Origin of the sequence: Pseudomonas sp. PDM27, assembly GCF_019219205.1 — a bacterium.
Lineage (GTDB): Bacteria > Pseudomonadota > Gammaproteobacteria > Pseudomonadales > Pseudomonadaceae > Aquipseudomonas > Aquipseudomonas laurylsulfatiphila.
Window position 1 is genome coordinate 21,520 of the sequence record NZ_JAHUWF010000012.1, and the last position, 21,195, is coordinate 42,714.

Annotated in this window: 13 protein-coding genes; 9 read left to right on the plus strand and 4 right to left on the minus strand. The window is 62.6% G+C overall.

Annotated features, from left to right (window positions below; all coding sequences use genetic code 11):
• Positions 1–60 precede the first annotated feature (60 nt).
• From KW838_RS22530 to KW838_RS22545, 4 genes are read left to right on the plus strand one after another with little or no spacing between them, the layout of a single operon-like run.
• Positions 61–840 (plus strand): efflux RND transporter periplasmic adaptor subunit, encoded by a 780-nt coding sequence (locus tag KW838_RS22530; protein ID WP_218503645.1) that lies wholly within the window; start codon positions 61–63, stop codon positions 838–840.
• Complete coding sequence (locus KW838_RS22535) at positions 837–2,156, plus strand: HlyD family efflux transporter periplasmic adaptor subunit (protein ID WP_218503646.1); 1,320 nt, start codon at positions 837–839, stop codon at positions 2,154–2,156. Before KW838_RS22530 ends, KW838_RS22535 begins: the two co-directional genes overlap by 4 nt.
• Positions 2,157–4,253, plus strand: coding sequence for a biotin/lipoyl-binding protein (locus KW838_RS22540; protein ID WP_218503647.1), 2,097 nt, complete (start codon positions 2,157–2,159; stop codon positions 4,251–4,253). It abuts the gene before it with no gap.
• Between the two features lie 11 nt (positions 4,254–4,264).
• The gene (locus KW838_RS22545; protein ID WP_218503648.1) at positions 4,265–4,762 is read left to right on the plus strand and encodes an N-acetyltransferase; all 498 of its coding nucleotides are present in this window, start codon (positions 4,265–4,267) and stop codon (positions 4,760–4,762) included.
• Between the two features lie 23 nt (positions 4,763–4,785).
• Here KW838_RS22545 and KW838_RS22550 read toward each other — a convergent pair whose 3' ends face one another.
• Together KW838_RS22550 and KW838_RS22555 are read right to left on the minus strand one after the other, a co-directional pair.
• Positions 4,786–5,097, minus strand: coding sequence for a hypothetical protein (locus KW838_RS22550; RefSeq protein ID WP_102702420.1), 312 nt, complete (start codon positions 5,095–5,097; stop codon positions 4,786–4,788).
• 54 nt (positions 5,098–5,151) lie between these two features.
• A complete protein-coding gene (locus tag KW838_RS22555; protein ID WP_218503649.1) occupies positions 5,152–5,739 on the minus strand; it encodes a phage tail protein in 588 nt (195 codons plus the stop codon).
• Between the two features lie 275 nt (positions 5,740–6,014).
• Between KW838_RS22555 and KW838_RS22560 the strand changes: the two genes are divergently transcribed.
• From KW838_RS22560 to cysC, 4 genes are read left to right on the plus strand one after another with little or no spacing between them, the layout of a single operon-like run.
• Positions 6,015–6,860: a sulfotransferase gene (locus KW838_RS22560; RefSeq protein ID WP_102702434.1), complete on the plus strand. Its 846-nt coding sequence runs from the start codon at positions 6,015–6,017 to the stop codon at positions 6,858–6,860.
• Positions 6,861–6,916: 56 nt separating this feature from the next.
• On the plus strand, positions 6,917–16,966 hold the full coding sequence (locus tag KW838_RS22565; protein ID WP_218503650.1) for an Ig-like domain-containing protein: 10,050 nt from the start codon (positions 6,917–6,919) through the stop codon (positions 16,964–16,966).
• A gap of 44 nt (positions 16,967–17,010) precedes the next feature.
• Entirely contained in the window at positions 17,011–18,525 is a 1,515-nt protein-coding gene (locus KW838_RS22570) for a TolC family protein (protein WP_102702595.1), read from the plus strand.
• The gene (cysC, locus tag KW838_RS22575; RefSeq protein WP_102702594.1) at positions 18,509–19,114 is read left to right on the plus strand and encodes an adenylyl-sulfate kinase; all 606 of its coding nucleotides are present in this window, start codon (positions 18,509–18,511) and stop codon (positions 19,112–19,114) included. The genes KW838_RS22570 and cysC overlap by 17 nt, the downstream gene beginning before the upstream one ends.
• Before the next feature lie 11 nt (positions 19,115–19,125).
• Here cysC and KW838_RS22580 read toward each other — a convergent pair whose 3' ends face one another.
• Together KW838_RS22580 and KW838_RS22585 are read right to left on the minus strand one after the other, a co-directional pair.
• Positions 19,126–19,884: a slipin family protein gene (locus KW838_RS22580; RefSeq protein WP_007975649.1), complete on the minus strand. Its 759-nt coding sequence runs from the start codon at positions 19,882–19,884 to the stop codon at positions 19,126–19,128.
• 2 nt (positions 19,885–19,886) lie between these two features.
• Complete coding sequence (locus tag KW838_RS22585) at positions 19,887–20,420, minus strand: NfeD family protein (RefSeq protein WP_218503651.1); 534 nt, start codon at positions 20,418–20,420, stop codon at positions 19,887–19,889.
• 199 nt (positions 20,421–20,619) lie between these two features.
• On the opposite strand from KW838_RS22585, the gene KW838_RS22590 reads away from it, so the two are divergent.
• Positions 20,620–21,081, plus strand: a complete 462-nt coding sequence (locus KW838_RS22590; RefSeq protein WP_007975646.1) for an aminoacyl-tRNA deacylase — start codon at positions 20,620–20,622, stop codon at positions 21,079–21,081.
• Positions 21,082–21,195: the final 114 nt, after the last annotated feature.

The window sequence follows — 21,195 nt, forward strand, 5'->3', positions numbered from 1 at the left end:
ATCTGCTTGACGCTAGTCACCGCTGTCGTAGACTCCGTGGATCCGAAAGGGAGTGCGGTCATGCGGATTTTCTGTGTGTTGGGGTTGGGATGGGTCCTTGTCGCGAGCGTTGCCCAGGCGCAAACGCCTGGGGTAGACGATCCGCTTGCACAAATGGATGCAGGCGCCAGTGCTGCGACCAGCACCGAGGCCCGTGGTGTATTGCGCGCCAGGGACCAGGCTGTACTGGCCAGTGAGGTGCCCGGGCGGATTGTCGAATTGCCATTCAGCGAGGGGGAGTCGTTCAAGAAGGGCGATACTCTGGCGCGGTTCGATTGCTCGGCCTATCAGGCGCAGCTCAATGCCGCTCAAGCGGCCAGCCGTGGCGCAGGTGAAGAACTGGCGCACAACCGGCAACTGGCCGCGCTGAATTCGGTCGGGCGTTTCGAAGTGGCACGTGCCGAGGCCAAGGTCAGCGAAACCCAGGCGCAGTCCCAGGTGTATCAAGTGCAGGTCAAGCGTTGCAGCGTGCTGGCGCCGTTCGATGGCCAGGTCGTCGAGCGCAAGGTACAGCGCTATGAAAGCGTTCCTGCCGGCGCGCCATTGCTGGACGTGGTCGATAATCGCACCCTGGAAATCCACCTGCTGGTGCCCTCGCGCTGGATGGCCCGACTCAAGCCCGGCCAGACCTTCAGTTTTGTTCCCGATGAAACCGGCAAGCCGTTGGACGCGACGGTCAAGCGCCTGGGCGCGCGAATCGATGAAGGCAGTCAGACCTTGCTGCTGGTGGCCAGCGTGCCCGATGCCAGTGGGTTGCTGGCGGGCATGAGCGGCACAGCGCATTTCGCGGAGTTCAAGTGAACGCGCCGGTGAGCGGCGGTGCCGAACAGGTGTTCGCACGTTTTCTTGATCTGGAGCGCCAGACCCGCGCAGCCCGAACGCCCGCCCAATTGGCCTACAGCCTGGTCAATGATGGCCAGGCACTGTTTGGCTTTCGCCATGCGGCCCTGTTGATCGCCGGGAAGGTGCAGGCCGTGACCGGTGTCAGCGCGGTGGAACCGAATTCGCCGTTTGTCGCGTTCGTCGAGCAGGCGGTGGCGCAATTGTTCAAAGGCGAGCAGTTGCAGCAAGCGCGGGTCATTGCCGCCGACCTCCTCAGCGAATCGCTGCAGATGGAATGGCAAAGCCTGTCGGCTGCGCAGGTGTTCTGGCTACCGCTGATCGATCGCCAGGGCGCAGTGTTCGGCGGATTGTGGCTGGCCCGGGATGTTCCGTGGAACCCTGGCGAACAAGTGCTGCTGTCGCAATTGGGCGATACCTACAGCCACGCCTGGCAGGCGTTGCAACCGCGCAAGCCGTGGCGCCTGCGCTGGACGCGCAAACGCCAGGCATTGCTGGTGGCAATGCTATTGCTCGGGCTGTTGATCCCGGTGCGCCAATCCGTTTTGGCGCCAGCCGAAGTGGTGCCGCTCGGTGGTCGGGTGGTGGCGGCGCCGCTGGACGGTGTGATAGCCGAATTCCTGGTCAAACCCAACCAGACGGTGAAGGCCGGCGACCTGTTGCTGCGCTTCGAAAGCACCACGCTCAAGGCTCAGGCCGATGTCGCCGGACGCGCCCTCGGGGTTGCCGAGGCGGAACTCAAGGCCAACTCCCAGCGCTCGTTCGCCGATGCCGAGTCCAGCTCGAAACTGGATTTGCTGGCCGCCCGGGTCGAACAGAAACGCGCCGAGCGTGACTACGCCCGTGAGCTGCTCAAACGCAGCGAAGTGCGCGCCGAGCGCGATGGCATCGCGGTATTTGCCGATGCCGAGCGCTGGACCGGCAAGCCCGTGCAGACGGGCGAGCGGTTGATGGAAATCGCCGATCCGGCTCAGGCGCAATTGCGTATCGAACTGGCCGTGGGCGATGCGATTTCCCTGGAGCCCGGTGCCGAGGTCGCCTTGTTCCTCGACAGTGACCCGCTGCAACGGCATCTGGCCAGGCTCGAACGTTCGGCTTATGAAGCGCAGCCCACGGCGGGCGGGCAATTGGCCTATCGCCTGGATGCGATTTTCGACGCGGTACCCCCGCGCATCGGTTTGCGCGGCACGGCGAAAATCTTCGGTGACCGGGCGCCGCTGGCGTTGTACCTGCTGCGTCGACCCCTGGCCGGTTTGCGTCAGAGCGTGGGCCTGTAAATGAGCCTGCCCGGCCTGCGTGCCGACCTGCAATTATCCCCGGCAGCGCCGGCACTGGACGGCGCGCCCTGCTGGACGCTGGCCGACCCGGTGCGGGGGCGTTACTTCAAGCTCGGTACCACGGCCATGCGATTGTTGCGCCACTGGTCACTGGGTGAGCCCGAGCAAGTCCTGCAAGCGGCCAATCGCGAGCCGGGACTGGCGCTGGACGCTGCAGATCTTGAGCAGTTGCTGGTGTTCTTGCGCGGCCACGACCTGATTACCGCCCTCGATCCCCAGCAGCGAGCCAGTTACAGCCTTAAAGCGGCTGCCCAGCACCAGAGTCTGTGGCAGCAGCTGCTGCATCAATACCTGTTTTTTCGTATTCCGCTGTGGCGTCCCGAGCGTTTTCTCAACCGTGCCTGGCCATGGCTGGAGCGCTTTGGCCCGCGGGCGCTGCGCTACGGATTGCCCGCTGTGCTGGGGTTGGGGGTGTTTCTGGTGTCGCGGGACTGGCAGCGGTTTATCGCGACCTTTCCGCATTTGTTCAGCCTTGGCGGAGCATTGGCGTTTGGCGTGGCCCTGTTCTTCGCCAAGCTCTGCCACGAATTCGGTCATGCGTTCATGGCCAAGCGCGCCGGGTGCCGGGTTCAGAGCATGGGCGTGGCGTTCATGGTGCTGCTGCCGATGTTCTATACCGATGTCAGCGATGCCTGGCGGGTCAATGATCGCAAGGCCCGGTTGCTGATTGGCGCGGGCGGTGTGCTGGCCGAGTTGCTGTTGGCGTGCATGGCCTTGCTGGCGTGGTCGTTGCTGCCCGACGGGCCGGCTCGCACCGCGGCGTTCATGCTCGCCAGTGCTACGTGGATCACGACGTTGGTGGTCAACCTCAACCCGTTCATGCGCTTTGACGGTTATTTTTTGCTCAGCGATTTCTGGCAGGTCGATAACCTGCAAGGCCGGGCGTTTGCCTTGTGCCGTTGGCGCCTTCGCGAGTTTTTGTTCGGCTACGGTGCCACGGCGCCGGAGCCTTGGTCGCCGACGATGCAACGGCGTTTGCTGATCTGGGGGTATGGCTCGTGGTTATGGCGCGCGGCATTGTTTTTCGGGATCGCTCTGGCGGTCTACCACCTGTTCTTCAAGGTGTTGGGGATCTTCCTGATGCTGGTGGAACTGGTGTGGTTCATCTTTCTGCCCATCATGAGTGAATGGCGCCAGTGGTGGAGCCGCCGCGAGCAGGCGCATGGGCCGCGGGTGCTGCTCAGCAGCCTGGTGGTGTTCGGGCTGTTGCTGCTGCTCATCCTGCCGTGGCGCAGTGCCGTCGAGGTGCCGGCCATGCTCGAAGCGGGACGGGTCAGCACCTTGCATGCGCCAGTGGCAGCACGGATCAAGGCTGTGAATGTCTATGACGGGCAGGCGGTGGCGCAGGGCGATGTCCTGATCGAACTGGAGTCTCCGGATCTCGATTCGCGCCAGGCCATCGCGCGCCGGGAGATCGAGATTCAGCAGTTGCAGATGCGTCGTCAGGCCGGCCGCAGCGAAACGGCTTCCGATGCCGGGATCGTCGAGCAGCGCCTGGCCGAAGCGGTCGCGGAATACCGGGGGCTGGCGGCTCAGCGCGAGCGTTTGCTATTGCGCGCGCCCCATGCCGGCACCGTGCGTGACCTGCTGCCGCAATGGGCGGTGGGGCGCTGGCTGTCGACCCGGGAGCCGCTGGCCCGGGTTGTCGAGCGGGGTGTGCGCTTGCGCGGCTATCTGGCCGAGGCAGAGCTCTGGCGCGTGGCACCGGGTGCTACCGGACGGTTTATCGCGGACGATCCGATGCACCCGGCGATTGCCGTGCAGTTGAGCGAAATCGATACCAATGGTGCGGCGTTTGTCGATCAGGAGGCGCTGACGTCCGATCACCACGGGCCGATTGCCGTGCGCCGCGATCAGTATCAACGGGCCGAGCCGGTACAGGCGCAGTACGGTGCGCGGTTGATGACCCTCGAACCGGCGCCGACGCCGGTGCAGCCATTGCGTGGCGTGGCAGTGTTGCAGGGCAGCGGCGAGTCGTTATTGGGGGTCGCCTGGCGGCGCATGGCGGCGCTGGGGGTCAGGGAAAGCGGTTTTTAAGGAGAGCGACGATGGCGAACAACAGTGCTGTGGCAGCCGAAGGCTTGGTGGTACGGCCTTCGCTAGCCAGTGACGGGCCTTTTTTGCAGCGCCTGTATCAATCGGCCCGACCGGACCTGCAATGGATCGACGACAGCGTGGAGGTGGTCGAGCAGGTTGTGGCCCAGCAGTTCCAGGTGCAGGAGCAAGGTCTGGGTGAAAACTTCCCCAATGCGATGCATTACGTGGTTGAGAAGCTTGGCACTGCGATCGGCGCGTTGAGCACTGATTTCGGGGCGAACGAGATCCGCGTGCTGTATCTGGCCTTTATCCCGGCGGCGCGGGGGCAGGGGTATGGGCGGGCGGTACTGCAGGGGGTGCAGAAAGCCGCCCAACAGATTCGTTGCCCGGTGGCGACGGTGGTCTGGGCCAGCAATCCCCATGCGCTTGGGCATTACCTGGCCCTGGGCTTTGCCGTGCAGGAATACAACGTCGCGGCAAAACGACTGGTGTGGTATCCGCAAGGCTGAAGGCACTGCGAGCCAGAATAGGGTCAGTTGAAGGCGATGTAGAAGTAGCCTCGCTGCGGATCACGTCCCATCGACGGCACCCGGGAAACGAAAATGTTTTCCACTTTGCCCAGTTCCGGCAATTGCAGCGTGCATAACCCGTCCACAAAATCGGTCGGGACCAGGCTGTTGAGCTCGACACTGAATGGCATGCGCTCACTGTTGCGCATGCGGGCGCGGGGTGAGTCCTCAAGGTGTTCGATCTGCACCGACAATTCGCTGCCGTCGGGCAGGCGTAGGGCGACGGTCTGACCCAGCAGGGTCTGGAAATGATGGCTTTGAACCGCTTGCAACATGATCAGGCTCCGAAAAGTGAACAGTGCCGGGGGCGCGCGGCCCCCGGCGAACCCTCAGCCACGCGATGGAAAATACCCTTGCAGAGCGATGCTGAAGTTGATGACCAGGAACGGGTTCATCACGCTCATGGGCTGGGTCCCGCCAGTGGAGGCAATCTCACCGGTGACGGTGGTGCTCACGCCCTGGAGTGCCACTGCCGTTGCTCCTTGTTGATCCGAATAGATATTCGCCGTCCCCGGTCCGCCACTTGAAGCGCCGATGAACGAGTTGGTTGCCGTTGGCACGTTCACGGGATTGCTCGCAGGGTTGGCCAGTTGCAGGGTCGTGGTGGCGGTCAGTCCGGACATCTGGTGGGTGTGGTTGGGCATGTTGGCGATGGTCGCGGTGACGTTTTCGGTGCCGGAAATCTCGCCAATGGTGCGCGTGCTGAGATTGGTGCCGGTGCCTTGGGCCATCGGTAATCGACCTTGCAGGTTGGGTAGCATGAAGGTGGTCTGGCCGTTGCCGCCGTAGTTCACGCCAATCAGCGAGAACAATGCACTCCATTGCGAAATGCTTAACGTCTGGCCATTGCAAAGGGCCCAGTTCTGGGGGGCGAAATCAAAGGCGAAAGGCTGGATAGTGCCGATAAATACTTCCATGAATCCTCATCCTTCAGGTTGGTGGTTGGCGCGCCACGCGGCTGCCAGACACTGGGGTGTCGACTCCTTTTCCTTTACGTGGCTCGGTCACGCCACGCCACAGCGTAGACGCAGATTATGGGTGTCGTGGCGAGGCTGTGTTTGCCCGATGGACGCATGGGTTGCGCAAAGCTCTGTATCAAGCTGGTTTAGCTTCAAATTGATATCAAAACACCACTAGTCGAAACTTCAGCGATCGACTACGCTTTGTCCTACAAAAAGGACTTAATGCCATGGTGAAGGAATTGCACCAGTTCCACTTTATTTCCGGTTTGCCACGCTCAGGCTCGACGCTACTTTCTGCCATTCTTTTGCAGAACCCGCGTTTCCATGCCGGAATGACCAGCCCCGTGGGTTCCCTGTTTTCCGGTGTTCTGGACCAGTGCAGCGCTGGCAGCGAGTTCGGCGCGGTGATCGACATCGACATGCGCCGCCGCCTGTTGCGCGGTCTGTTTGATTCCTTCTACGCCGACAAGGCCGACAAACCGGTGGTGTTCGACACCAATCGCCTTTGGAGCGCCAAGCTGCCGGCCATCAACGATCTGTTTCCCAAGGCCAAGGTGATTGCCTGTGTGCGCAATGTCGCCTGGATCATGGACAGCATCGAGCGTCTTTACCGCGCCAATCCCTATGAAAACACCAAGCTCTTCGGCGATGCCGTCGAGCGCAACACCGTCTACAGCCGTTGCGAAACCCTGGCCCAACGCAATCGCCTGGTGGGTTTTGCCTGGGCGGCGCTCAAGGAAGCCTATTACGGCGAACACGCCGACTCCTTGCTGATCATCGACTATGACCTGCTGACCCAGGCACCGGAGCGGGTGTTGCGGCTGGTCTATGACTTTATCGACGAGCCCTGGTTCGAGCACGACTTTGAGCACCTGGCGTACGACGCCCCGGAATTCGACCAGGCCCTCGGGGTAACCGGCCTGCACAAGGTCAGACCCAAGGTTGCCGTACAGGCCCGGCGCACCATTCTGCCGCCGGATCTGTTCAAGCAATACTCAGATTTGTCCTTTTGGCTCGATGGCTCTGCCAGCGCCGCCAACGTCATTCGTATGAAGTCCGACGCCGCGAACATTTGATCGCGGCGTTTTTCATTGATGCGTTACGTACATTCGTTCGAATTCGGGTGAGCAGCATGTGGTGGAGCATTTTTGGCGGAGCAAAGGCAAAGTCGCGGGTAACCGAAGGCCAGCGGACGCCAGCGGCGCCCATGATCATGTCCCTGGAACCGCGCATGCTGTTCGACGGTGCCGTCGCCGCCACAGTGGCCGATACCGCCGCCCAGGCCGACAGCCATTCCACAGCCGATGCCGCCAAGGCGCCGACCGCCGAGCGCCCGACGGCGAGCAAGGATACCCACGGCCAGGCCGATGCCACGCCGGCGGCCAGTCCCGTTGCGGTGCCGGGGCAGAGCGTGGTGTTCGTCGACTCCCGGGTGAAAGATGCCGACAGCCTGCTTACAGGCGTCGCCCCCGGGACCCAGGTCGTGAAACTGGACGCGGGCAAGGATGGGCTGCAACAGATTGCCCAATACCTGGATCAGCATCAGGGCATCAGCTCGGTGCAGATCATCGCCCACGGTAACGCCGGCGACCTGTGGCTGGGCAACAGCTATCTGTCGGCCGACAACGTCGCCGCCCGCAGCGCGGTGCTGGCGGAAATCGGCAAGGACATCAACGCCGGCGGCGACATCCTGATCTACGGCTGCTACACCGCCGAAGGCGAGCGTGGCCTGAGTTTCGTCGATTCGCTGGCGCAAATGACCGGCCGCGATGTAGCGGCTTCGAACAACCGCACGGGTATTGGCGGTGACTGGGATCTGGAAATCGCCACCGGCAACATCGAGAGCGCCAACGTCCTCTCGACCATGGCCATGAGCGACTATCAGTGGGGCCTGGCCACCTGGACCGCCACCAACAACGCCAACACCGGAGTCGGTTCGTTGCGCGCAGCGCTGGCCTCGGCGCAGAACGGCGATATCGTCACCTTCAACAGCAGCATGACGGTGCAGTTGACGTCCGAGTTGCTGATCAACAAGAACATCACCGTTGATGGCGACTTGAACAACGACGGTGCGGCCGACGTGATTCTTGACGGCCAGTACAGGACTCGAGTGATTGAAGTGGCGTCCGGCAGCACCGTGACCCTCGATGGCCTGGTGATCACCCGTGGCCTGGTGTCGGGTACGGGCGGCAACGGTGGCTACGGTGCCTCGGGCGCGATGGCCGGGGGGATTTTCAACGCAGGGATTCTGACCCTGAACAACGTTACCGTGACCTCCAACGCCGCTTCTGGTGGCGGTGGCGGCGGCGGTGTCACCGGCGCTTTTTACGGCGGTGGTGGGGGCGGTGGCGGCGGTTTGGGCGGCCAGGGCGGCGGGCATGGCGGTTCGGCAGGGCCGGGTACCGGCACATTGGGCGGCCAGGCGGGCGGCGGCGGTGCCGGGGGTTACGGCGGCGGTTATGACGCCACCCACATGGGCGGTCGCGGCGGTACCACCACTGGCGGGGCTGGCGGCGTAGGCGTTTCCTATTACAGCAACGGCGGTAACGGTGCGACGGCCACCAATGGCACGATTTCCATTGGCGGTGGTGGCGGCGGAGCCGGTTGGGACAAGGTGGGTGGCGCCGGTGGCAATGCGGTGGGCGGGATCTACAACGCCAGCAGCGGCACCATGACCATCATTGGTACGTCGACCATCACCAACAACATTGGTGCCGGCGGTGGCGGCGGTGGTGGTGGTGGCCAGGGCAGCAATGCCTCCAATGGCGGCGCGGGCGGCAGGGGCGTCGGTGCGGTCTGGAACAAAGGCACGCTGCTGATCACGGCCGCCAACTTTGCGGCCCTGGCGGGTAATGCTGCGGCGAGCGGTTCCGGTGGCGTTGCCCTGGGTGGTGGGACCACCGGCACCTCGCCAACCTCCGTAGCGACAATCTACAACGATGGCGGCACACTCAACACCGCCTATGCACCGCCACCGACCGCGACCATTGTGGTGTCGGACAATGCACTGAAAATCGGCGAAACCTCGCTGGTGACGATCACCTTCAGTGAAGCGGTGACCGGTTTCACCAATGCCGATCTGACCATCGCCAACGGCACCTTGACCGCGGTAAGCAGTAGTGATGGCGGCATCACCTGGACAGCAACGTTCACGCCGTCCGCCAGTATTTCCGATACGACCAACGTCATCACCCTGGACAACACCGGGGTGATAAACGGTCTGGGCACTGCCGGCGTCGGCACCACCAACTCCAACAACTACACGGTCGACACCGTACGCCCGACCGCCAGCATCGTGTTTACCGACACGGCGCTGAGAGTCGGCGAAACCTCTCTGGTGACCATCACCTTCAACGAAGCGGTCAGCGGTTTCACCAATGCCGACCTGACCATTGCCAACGGCACCTTGACCTCGGTGAGCAGCAGCGATGGCGGCATCACCTGGACGGGGACTTTCACGCCGAGCGCGAGCATCACCGACACGACCAACCTGATCACCCTGGACAACACCGGGGTCAGTGACCTGGCGGGCAACGCCGGCAGCGGCACCACCGATTCGAACAATTACGCCATCGATACCGTGCGGCCAACGGCGACCATCGTGGTGGCGGACAACGCGCTGAAAATCGGCGAAACCTCGCTGGTGACGATCACCTTCAGTGAAGCGGTCAGCGGTTTCACCAACGCCGACCTGAGCATTGCCAACGGCACCTTGAGCGCGGTCAGCAGCAGCGACGGCGGGATCACCTGGACCGCGACCTTCACACCTTCCGCAAGCATCAACGACTCGACCAACCTGATCACCCTGAACAACACCGGGGTCAGCGATCTGGCGGGCAATGCCGGTAGCGGCACCACCGATTCGAACAACTATGCGATTGATACGCTTCGTCCGACCGCCACCATCGTGGTGGCGGACAATGCGCTGAGAATCGGCGAAACCTCGCTGGTGACCATCACCTTCAGTGAAGCGGTCAGCGGTTTCACCAACGCCGACCTGACCATTGCCAACGGGACTCTGACAGCGGTGAGCAGCGGCGATGGCGGCATCACCTGGACCGCGACTTTTACCCCCACCGCCAGCATCACCGACACGACCAACCTGATCACCCTGGACAACACCGGGGTCAGCGATGTGGCGGGCAACGCCGGTAGCGGCACCACTGATTCGAACAATTACGCCATCGATACCGTGCGACCAACGGCAACCATCGTGGTGACGGACAATGCGCTGAGAATCGGCGAAACCTCGCTGGTGACCATCACCTTCAGTGAAGCGGTCAGCGGATTCACCAACGCCGACCTGACCATCGCCAACGGCACCCTGTCTGCGGTGAGCAGCAGCGACGGCGGCATCACCTGGACGGCGACCTTCACACCTTCCGCGAGCATCAATGACACGACCAACCTGATCACCCTGGCCAACACCGGCATCGCGGATCTGGCGGGCAACGCCGGCAGTGGCACCACCGATTCCAACAACTATGCGATCGACACGGTGCGTCCGACCGCCACGATTGTGCTGGCCGACACAACACTGACAGCAGGTGAAACTTCGCTGGTGACCATCACCTTCAGCGAAGCGGTGAGCGGATTCACCAACGCCGACCTGACCATTGCCAACGGCACCCTGACTGCGGTGAGCAGCAGTGACGGCGGTATCACCTGGACCGCGACCTTCACGCCAACCGTCGGCGTGAGTGACCCGAGCAACGTCATCACCCTGAACAATACCGGTGTGGCCGACATCGCCGGCAACACCGGCAGCGGCACCACGAGTTCCGGCAACTACACTATCGATACGGTGCTGCCGACAGCCACCATCGTGGTCGCCGACAATGCGTTGAAAATCGGTGAAACGTCGTTGGTGACCATCACTTTCAGCGAAGCGGTCAGCGGCTTCAGCAACGCCGACCTGACCATCGCCAACGGCACGTTGAGCGCGGTGAGCAGCAGTGATGGCGGCATCACCTGGATCGCCACCTTCACCCCGACTGTCAGCATTACCGACGCTACCAACCTGATCACATTGGACAACACCGGTGTGCAGGCTGCCGGCACCGGTAACGTGGGCAGCGGCACCACCGACTCCAACAACTATGCGATCGACACCGTGCGGCCAACGGCAACCATCGTGGTGGCGGACACGGCGCTGAGAATCGGTGAAACCTCGCTGGTGACCATCACCTTCAGTGAAGCGGTCAGCGGTTTCACCAACGCCGACCTGACCATCGCCAACGGCACCCTGTCTGCGGTGAGCAGCAGCGACGGCGGCATCACCTGGACGGCGACCTTCACACCTTCCGCGAGTATCAATGACACGACCAACCTGATCACCCTGGACAACACCGGCATCGCGGATCTGGCGGGCAACGCCGGCAGCGGCACCACTGATTCCAACAACTACGCCATCGACACCGTGCGTCCGACCGCCACGATTGTGCTGGCGGATACAACACTGGCAGCGGGCGAAACCTCGCTGGTGACCATCACGTTCTCCGAGGCGGTGAGCGGATTCACCAACGCCGACCTGACCATTGCCAACGGCACCCTGACTGCGGTGAGCAGCAGTGACGGCGGTATCACCTGGACCGCGACCTTCACGCCAACCGTCGGCGTGAGTGACCCGAGCAACGTCATCACCCTGAACAATACCGGTGTGGCCGACATCGCCGGCAACACCGGCAGCGGCACCACGAGTTCCGGCAACTACACCATCGATACGGTGCTGCCGACAGCCACCATCGTGGTCGCCGACAATGCGTTGAAAATCGGTGAAACGTCGTTGGTGACCATCACTTTCAGCGAAGCCGTGACCGGTTTCACCAATGCCGACCTGACCATTGCCAACGGCACCTTGACCTCCGTCAGCAGCAGCGACGGCGGCATCACCTGGACCGCGACCTTCACCCCGACCAGCGCCATCACTGACACCAGCAACGTCATCACCCTGGACAACAGCGGTGTGCAAAACGCCTCGGGCAATGCCGGCAGCGGCACCACCGATTCCAACAACTACGCCATCGACACCGTGCGTCCAACGGCGACCATCGTGGTGACTGACTCGGCACTGGCGGTGGGTCAGACATCGGTGGTGACTATCACGTTCTCCGAGGCGGTGACTGGCTTTACCACGGCCGACCTGACGGTGAGCAACGGTACTCTGAGCAATCTCAGCACCAGCGATAACATCACTTATACCGCGACCCTGACGCCGACGGCGGGCATCACTGATGCAACCAACCTGGTCACACTGGACAACAGCGGTGTGCAGGATGCAGCGGGTAACACCGGCAGCGGCACCACCGACTCCAACAACTACGCCATCGACAGCCAGCGCCCGACGGCCACCATCGTCCTGGCGGACGCGACCCTGAGTGCCGGCGAAACTTCACTGGTGACGATCACCTTCAGCGAGGCGGTGACCGGTTTTGACAACAGTGACTTGAGCATCGCCAACGGCACGCTCAGCGTAGTCAGCAGCAGCGACGGCGGGATTACCTGGACCGCGACGTTTACGCCAACCGCAGGCATAAGTGACGCCAGCAATATCATCACCCTGGCCAATACCGGCGTGACCGACATAGCCGGCAACACCGGCAGCGGCACCACCAATTCCGGCAACTACACCATCGATACGGTGCTGCCGACGGCGACCATCGTGGTCGCCGACAATGCGTTGAAAATCGGTGAAACGTCGTTGGTGACCATCACCTTCAGCGAAGCCGTCAGCGGTTTCTCCAATGCCGACCTGACCATCGCCAACGGCACCTTGACCTCCGTCAGCAGCAGCGACGGCGGCATCACCTGGACCGCGACCTTCACCCCGACCAGCGCCATCACCGACACCAGCAACGTCATCACCCTGGACAACAGCGGTGTGCAAAACGCCTCGGGCAATGCCGGCAGCGGCACCACCGATTCCAACAACTACGCCATCGACACCGTGCGCCCGACGGCGACCATCGTGGTGACGGACTCGGCGTTGAGCATTGGCGAAACCTCATTGGTGACGATCACCTTCAGTGAGGCGGTCAGCGGTTTCACCAACGCCGACCTGACCATTGCCAACGGCACGTTGACCTCGGTGAGCAGCAGCGACGGCGGCATCACCTGGACGGCAACCTTCACGCCTTCGGCGAGCATCAACGACACGACCAACCTGATCACCCTGGACAATACCGGGGTCAGCGACCTGTCGGGCAACGCCGGCAGCGGCACTACCGACTCCAACAACTATGCCATCGACATGGTCCGCCCGACCGCCACGATTGTGCTGGCCGACGCGACGCTGAGTGCCGGTGAAACCTCGTTGGTAACCATCACCTTCTCCGAGGCGGTGAGCGGATTCGACAATGCCGACCTGTCCGTTCCCAACGGCACGTTGAGCGCGGTGAGCAGCAGCGACGGCGGCATTACCTGGACGGCGACGTTCACGCCGAACGTTGCGATCAACGACACGACCAACCTGATCATCCTGGACAACAGCGGCGTCACCGATCTGGCCGGCAACGCCGGCACCGGCACGACAATTTCCGCCAACTTCACCATCGACACCGTGCTGCCGACGGCCACCATCGTGGTCGCCGACAACGCCTTGAACGTTGGCGAAACCTCGCTGGTGACCATCACGTTCAGCGAAGCCGTCAGCGGTTTCACCAATGCCGACCTGACCATCGCCAACGGCACCTTGACCTCCGTCAGCAGCAGCGACGGCGGCATCACCTGGACCGCGACCTTCACCCCGACCAGCGCCATCACCGACACCAGCAACGTCATCACCCTGGACAACAGCGGTGTGCAAAACGCCTCGGGCAACGCGGGCAGCGGCACCACCGATTCCAACAACTACGCCATCGACACCCAGCGCCCGACGGCGACCATCGTGGTGACGGACACGGCACTGAGCATCGGCGAAACCTCGCTGGTGACGATCACCTTCAGTGAAGCGGTCAGCGGTTTCACCAACGCCGACCTGACCATTGCCAACGGCACGTTGACCTCGGTAAGCAGCAGCGACGGCGGCATTACCTGGACTGCAACCTTCACGCCTTCGGCGAGCATCCACGACACGACCAACCTGATCACCCTGGACAATACCGGGGTCAGCGACCTGTCGGGCAACACCGGCAGCGGCACCACCGACTCCAACAACTACGCCATCGACACGGTTCGCCCGACGGCCACCATCGTCCTGGCCGACCCGACGCTGAGTGCCGGTGAAACCTCGTTGGTAACCATCACCTTCTCCGAGGCGGTGAGCGGTTTCGACAACGCCGACCTGTCCGTTCCCAACGGCACGTTGAGCGCGGTGAGCAGCAGCGATGGCGGCATCACCTGGACTGCGACGTTCACGCCGAACGTTGCGATCAACGACACGACCAACCTGATCATCCTGGACAACAGCGGCATCGCCGACCTGGCCGGCAACGCCGGTACCGGTACGACCAATTCCGCCAATTTCACCATTGACACCGTACTGCCGACAGCCACCATCGTGGTCGCCGACAACGCCCTGAACGTCGGCGAAACCACGGTGGTGACCATCACGTTCAGCGAGGCAGTGACCGGCTTCAGCAACGCTGACCTGAGCATCGCCAACGGCACCTTGAGCGCTGTGAGCAGCAGCGACGGCGGCGTCACCTGGACGGCGACCTTTACGCCCACCGCCAACATCACCGACGCCAGCAACCTGATCATCCTGGACAACAGCGGCGTGCAAAACGCCTCCGGCAATGCCGGCAGCGGCACCACCGATTCCAACACCTACGCCATCGACACCCAGCGCCCGACCGCCACCATCGTGGTCGCCGACACTGCCCTGAACGTCGGCGAAACCTCGCTGGTGACCATTACCTTCAGCGAAGCGGTGAGTGGTTTCAGCAACGCCGACCTGACCATCGCCAATGGCACCCTGAGCGCGGTGAGCAGCAGCGACGGCGGCATCACCTGGACGGCCACCCTGACACCGTTGGCTGCTATCACCGGCACCAGCAACCTCATCCAGCTCGATAACAGCGGTGTTCAGGATGCGGCGGGCAACGCCGGCAGCGGCACCACGGACTCGAACAACTACACGATCGACAGCCAACGCCCGACCGCGACCATTGTCATGGCCGACACCGACCTTCGTCCCGGCGAAACAACCCTGGTGACCATCACCTTCAGCGAAGCGGTCAGTGGTCTGGACAGTTCCGATCTGAGCGTCGCCAATGGCAGCTTGAGCGGGTTGAGCAGCAGTGACGGCGGCGTCACCTGGACGGCGACCTTTACGCCCACCGCCAGCATCACCGACACCACCAACCTCATCACTCTGGACAACACCGGTGTCACCGACGCGGCAGGCAACGCCGGGAGCGGGGTGACCAACTCGGCGAATTACCTGGTGCAAACCAGTGTGCCGACCGCCAGCATTGTGATCGCCGACACGGCGCTCAAGGCCGGCGAAACGACGCTGGTGACCATCACCTTCAGCGAGGCGGTGAGCGGTTTCAGCAACGCCGACCTGGCCATCGTCAACGGTACATTGAGCAACGTCAGCAGCAGCGACGGCGGCATCACCTGGACAGCGGTCTTTACGCCAACCTCGAACGTTACCGACGCCAGCAACCTGATTACGCTCGACAATAGCGGCGTGGCCAATGGGTCGGGCAACATCGGATCGGGCACCACCGATTCGAACGGTTTTGCCATCGACACCGCACTGCCCACCGCGACCATCGTGGTTGCCGACTCGCAGCTCGGCATCGGCGAAACCACCACTGTGACCATCACCTTCAGCGAAGCGGTGAGCGGTTTCGACCTGTCGGACATCAGTGTTGCCAATGGCACGCTGTCGAACCTGAGCAGCAGCGATGGCGGCGTGACCTGGACCGCGACCCTGACACCGACCGCCAATGTCAGCGATGCAACCAACCTGATCGTGCTCGACACCGGTCGCGTGCAGGACGTTGCCGGCAACTTCGGTGCGAGTATCGCCATCTCCAACAACTTCGCGCTCGATGCGACCCGGCCGACGGTGAGCATCGTGGTTGCCAACCCGAACCTCGGTATCGGCCAGACCACTACGGTAACCTTCACCTTCAGCGAGGCCGTCAGCAACTTCGATCTGACTGATTTGAGCGTGACCAATGGCGACCTGAGCAATCTCGCCAGCAGCGATGGCGGCAAGACCTGGACCGCGACGTTCACACCAACGGCCAATGTCACCGACCCAAGCAACTTCATCGCCCTGGACACCCGCAACGTCACCGATCTGGTGGGCAACACCGGCAACACGGTCGCGGTGTCGAACAATTACACCCTCGACAGCGAACTGCCGACCGCCACCGTCGTGGTCGCCAATCCGAACCTGGGCGTGGGCCAGACCTCGCAGGTGACCATCACCTTCAGTGAAGCGGTCAGCGGTTTTGATTTGTCCGACATCAGTATTGCCAACGGCACCTTGTCCGACCTGCGCAGCAGCGATGGCGGCAAGACCTGGACCGCGATGCTGACGCCGACCGCCAACGTCAATATCGCCAGCAATGCGATCAGCATCAACCGCGCCGGTATCAGCGACATGGCCGGCAACAGTGGCAGCGGCGTCAGCCAGTCCGGCAACTTTGTCATCAACACGGTGCCGACCTCGTCGGTTGTCGTCGTAACGGTAGACCCCGAGTTCCAAAGCAGCACCCCGGTGACGCTGCCCGATGTGCCTAACGTGCCGCTGCAACCGACCATTTTCACGCCTCCGACGGGCAACCTCACTTCACCATTGACCTTCCAGCCGTTGTTCGAACAACGGGTGATCGGCAACGGCATCCGGCCGTTGGGCGATATCTTCATGAACCACGGCGCATTGACCCCGAGTTTCATTGCACAGGTTTTCACCAGCAGTGACAGCGGAGGCGATGGCTCGGGGCATGGTTTCCTCGGTTTCGGTGGCGGCGACGGCGGTGTGTTCGGCACCAGCACGCTGTCGAGCCTGTTCAATCAGGACAGCAGTGCAGAGCGCGATTCGTTGAACGCCTTTGGCAGTCAGTCGATCAAGTCCGGCGATGTTTCCCAAGGCCTGCGTGGGGTATTTGGCGCACCGACCCTGGGTCAGCAATTGCAACAACTCAAAGACAACGAGCAGCAGCAGGTCGACAAGCTGGCCGCCGCTCTGAAGCTGGCCGGCATCAGCGAAATGCAGGCCTGATGAAAACTTTCACTTTTGATGCGGCACCCAGGGGCGATGCAAGGATGAAAAAAAGTCATAAGTTGTTCGGCGCCAGCCTGCTGTCGCTGGCGATCAGCGGATGCGCAGTCACCAGTGAGCCGATCGAACGCAGTGTCAGTGAGCAGCGGGCCAAAAGTGACCTGCAAGCCATGTACAAGGGGCAGGAGCCCCTTGGTGGCCCGTTGACCCTGCACCAGGCCATGGCCCGCGCGGTGAAATACAACCTCGAAGGCCGGTTGAAAATCATGGAAGAGGCCCTGGCCAAGCGTCAGCTCGACCTCGCCAGTTTCGACATGCTGCCGCGCATGGCGCTGGACGCCGGATACGTGGGGCGCAACAACGTCAACGCCTCCAGCAGCCAGAGTGTGCGCACCGGCACGCAGTCCCTGGAACCTTCGACCTCCCAGGACCGCGACCGTGATGTAGCGGACCTGACCATGGTCTGGAACGTGCTCGATTTTGGTGTCAGTTACATCAGCGCCAAGCAGCAGGGCGACCAGCGCCTGATCGTTCAGGAGCGTCGGCGCAAGGTGATCAATACCATCGTCCAGGACGTGCGCTCGGCGTACTGGCGGGCCATGGCCGCCGAACGCCTGCTCACACAGATCGACAGCCTGATGGCGCGGGTTGAAACCGCGCGCAACAACAGCCAGAGCATGAGCCAGCAACGCATTGGCGACCCGGTGCAGGCCCTCGGTTATCAGCGCTCGCTGATCGAGGCGACCCGCCAGCTGGAAGAGCAGCGCCGTGCGTTGTCACTGGCCAAGACCGAACTGGCAACCCTGATCAACCTGCCGATGGGCACGGAGCTGACCCTGGCGACCGATAACGGTTATGAGATTCCCGAGCTCAAGGTCGATCTGGCCAGCCTCGAACAGGAAGCCTTGACCAGTCGTCCGGAACTGCGCGAACAGGATTATCAGACCCGTATCAGTGCGGCCGAGACCCGCAAGGCCATGTTGCGCCTGCTGCCGGGCCTGGAGTTCTCCGCCGGCGGACATTACGACAGCAACTCGTTCCTGGTGGAGCAAGGCTGGGCCGATTACGGCGTCAAAGTCACCTGGAACCTGTTCAACGTGATCTCGGCTCCGGCGGCGATTGACGTAGCCAAGGCTGGTGAAGAAGTCGCCACGGCGCGCCGTCAGGCGATGTCGATTGCGGTGCTGGCGCAGTTGTATGTGGCCAATGCCAACTACCGCGAGGCCTTGCGCCAGTTCAAGACCAATCAGCAATTGTCGGACATCGACGGGCAAATCGTCGGTCAGTTGCGCAACCGTCACCAGGCGGACGGTATCGGCGAGCTCGATCTGATCCAGGGGGAACTCAACACCTTACAGGCCGATCTGCGTCGTGACCTGTCCTACGCCGACCTGCGCAACGCCTATGGGCAGATTTTCGCCAGCGCCGGTCTCGACCCGCTGCCGGATCAGGTGCAATCGACGCAAGTCCAGTCCATCGCCACGGCCCTGGCCAACCGCGAAGCGGCCTGGGCGGCAGGTGATATTACAGTGCCGGTGACGCATGCCCCGGTGCGCTGACGTGAAGGCCCCGACCGCCAGCGTCAGCCGGGCTCAGCGCGAGCGACGCAACGGTCATCGCGGCGCGGCCATCCTGCTGACCGGCCTGCCGGCGGCAGGCAAGTCGACCCTTGCGCAAGCGCTGCACGCCGAGTTGTTTGCCCGCGGACTGCAAAGCGTGGTGCTCGATGGTGATGGGCTGCGGGTGGGGCTCAACCGAGACCTGGGCTTTGGCGACAGCGATCGTCAGGAGAACATCCGCCGCGCCAGCGAACTGGCATCGTTGCTGGTGGAGAACGGACACATCGTGATCATGGCGATGATCGCGCCCTTGGTGGAATTGCGTGATGTGTTCGCCCGGCGACTCGGTGACGACTACCGGGAAGTCTGGTGCAGCGCGGCCCTGGCGGTGTGCGAGCAACGTGATCCGAAAGGTCACTATGCCCGTGCCCGACGTGGAGAGCTGACCGGCTTTACCGGGGTGTCTGCGCCGTATCAGGCGCCCGTCGATGCGGCGCTGGTGCTCGACACCGGGGTACAAACGGTCGAGGCCTGCCTTGATCGACTGCTGACCTGGCTCGCTGAATCCGAAGTGCTGCCCAGGTCCTGACCGATCGGCGTTCAGGGTTTCGACGACAAGTCAGCCATGCCCTTGAGCAACTCGATCGGCAACGGAAAGACGATGGTCGAGCTCTTGTCGCCGGCAATCGAACTCAGGGTCTGCATGTAGCGCAGTTGCATGGCCCCCGGTTGGCGGCCCAGCATTTCGGCGGCCTGCATGAGTTTTTCCGAGGCCTGCAATTCGCCTTCGGCGTGGATCACCTTGGCGCGCCGTTCCCGCTCGGCTTCGGCCTGCTTGGCAATAGCGCGGACCATCGACTCGTTGAGGTCCACGTGCTTGATCTCGACGTTGGCGACCTTGATGCCCCAGGCGTCGGTCTGGGCGTCGAGCACTTGCTGGATGTCCAGGTTCAACCGTTCGCGTTCGGCCAGCAGTTCGTCCAGTTCGTGTTTACCCAGCACCGCCCGCAACGTGGTTTGCGCCAATTGGCTGGTGGCGGCCAGGAAATCCTCGACCTGGATGATGGCCTTCTGCGGGTCGAGCACGCGGAAATACAGCACCGCGTTGACCTTGACCGACACGTTGTCGCGGGTGATCACGTCTTGCGGCGGCACGTCCAGCACCACGGTGCGCAAGTCGACCCTGACCATTTGCTGGACCACCGGAATCAGCAGGATCAGGCCGGGACCCTTGACCTGCCAGAAGCGCCCGAGCTGGAACACCACCCCGCGCTCGTACTCGCGCAGGATGCGGAACGTCGACCCCGCCAGTGCGATGAGCAACAGCAGCAGCGCGACAAGACCCAATTGCAAACCCATGACTATTCTCCGCCCGGCGCCGCGTCAGCCGCGGCCACTTGCAGCAGCAAGCCCTTGCGCCCCACCACCCGCACCTGTTGTCCGGGTTGCAGCGGCGTCGCGCTGAGCACTTGCCATCGTTCTCCTTGCAGATGAATCCAGCCGCCATAGGCGTTGCCGGCCTGCAAAGACGTCACTGCCGTCACGCTGCCGAGCAGCCCGGCATCACCACTGACGATGTGGCGCGGTCGGGTTTTCAAGGCGTGTATCACCAGGTAGATCAGTAGCAGCGCGCTGACCACTGCCAGGCCGATCATCAACGGCACGGGCACTTCGGTGTTGGACAGGATCACCGCGCCGATCACGAACATCACGATGCCGCCCAGGCCGATCACGCCGTAATTGGGCAGGGCCGCTTCGGCGATCAGGAACGCGATGCCGAAGGTGATCAGCCAGATCCCCACGGGATTTGGCACCAGCAACACAACCGTGTCGGCAGCGAAGGCCGATCCGCTCAACGCCAACAGCAACGCAATTGCACAACAACGCGTGTTCACCTGACCCTCCGGGAGAGTCGTGGAGTGGCTCTGAGTACAGTTTAGTTGAGCCTCGACCTGTATGAATTTTGCTCAATTGTCGTCGTCGGCCGATGGGCGGATTTCCCGCCGGATCACGCCGGTGGGCCTAGACTTTTACTACGCAAGCAACGCTTTAACCATCGTCTGCCAGCGATCACGGCGGACACCGAGGTGCATCATGCGTATGGCAAGAACCGTGCAGCGAAGCCTGGAAAAGGCTCAATGCGAATATGACATCGTCAGCCACCCCCACTCGGCCAGCAGCCTCGAAACGGCGCGGGTCGCCGGTATTCCTGCCGAACGGGTGGCCAAATCGGTGATCCTCGACGATCACCATGGGCACTACCTGATGGCCGTGCTGCCCGCCAGCCGTCACCTTGACCTGAGCAAGGTCCGCAGCAGCGGTGAGTGGCAGGTTTCCCGGGAAAGCAACCTGGCGCACCTGTTCGACGATTGCGAACGCGGTGCCGTACCGGCGCTGGGTGAGTCCTATGGGTTGGAGGTGGTCATCGACCCGCTGCTGACCCGGCAGAAAGACATCTATCTGGAGGCCGGCAACCACGTCAACCTGGTGCGCATGGACATGCCCGAGTTCCTGAAAATGGTGCCCCATGCGGAGGTGCGGGAGTTGAGTCATTAGGTCTGCAGCGTCTTCGCTGCCGTCATCGCGAGCAAGCTCGCTCCCACAAGGGTCTGTGTCGATCACAAAACCTGTGGGAGCGAGCTTGCTCGCGATGACCGCGTAGCGGTCCCT

Excerpts from the sequence above, each read along its gene's own strand:
- KW838_RS22545 (WP_218503648.1), top strand. The coding sequence starts at position 4,265 with ATGGCGAACAACAGTGCTGTGGCAGCCGAAGGCTTGGTGGTACGGCCT.
- KW838_RS22530 (WP_218503645.1), top strand. The coding sequence starts at position 61 with ATGCGGATTTTCTGTGTGTTGGGGTTGGGATGGGTCCTTGTCGCGAGC.
- KW838_RS22550 (WP_102702420.1), bottom strand. The coding sequence starts at position 5,097 with ATGTTGCAAGCGGTTCAAAGCCATCATTTCCAGACCCTGCTGGGTCAG.
- KW838_RS22540 (WP_218503647.1), top strand. The coding sequence starts at position 2,157 with ATGAGCCTGCCCGGCCTGCGTGCCGACCTGCAATTATCCCCGGCAGCG.
- cysC (WP_102702594.1), top strand. The coding sequence starts at position 18,509 with ATGCCCCGGTGCGCTGACGTGAAGGCCCCGACCGCCAGCGTCAGCCGG.
- KW838_RS22580 (WP_007975649.1), bottom strand. The coding sequence starts at position 19,884 with ATGGGTTTGCAATTGGGTCTTGTCGCGCTGCTGCTGTTGCTCATCGCA.
- KW838_RS22590 (WP_007975646.1), top strand. The coding sequence starts at position 20,620 with ATGCGTATGGCAAGAACCGTGCAGCGAAGCCTGGAAAAGGCTCAATGC.
- KW838_RS22570 (WP_102702595.1), top strand. The coding sequence starts at position 17,011 with ATGAAAAAAAGTCATAAGTTGTTCGGCGCCAGCCTGCTGTCGCTGGCG.
- KW838_RS22555 (WP_218503649.1), bottom strand. The coding sequence starts at position 5,739 with ATGGAAGTATTTATCGGCACTATCCAGCCTTTCGCCTTTGATTTCGCC.
- KW838_RS22565 (WP_218503650.1), top strand. The coding sequence starts at position 6,917 with ATGTGGTGGAGCATTTTTGGCGGAGCAAAGGCAAAGTCGCGGGTAACC.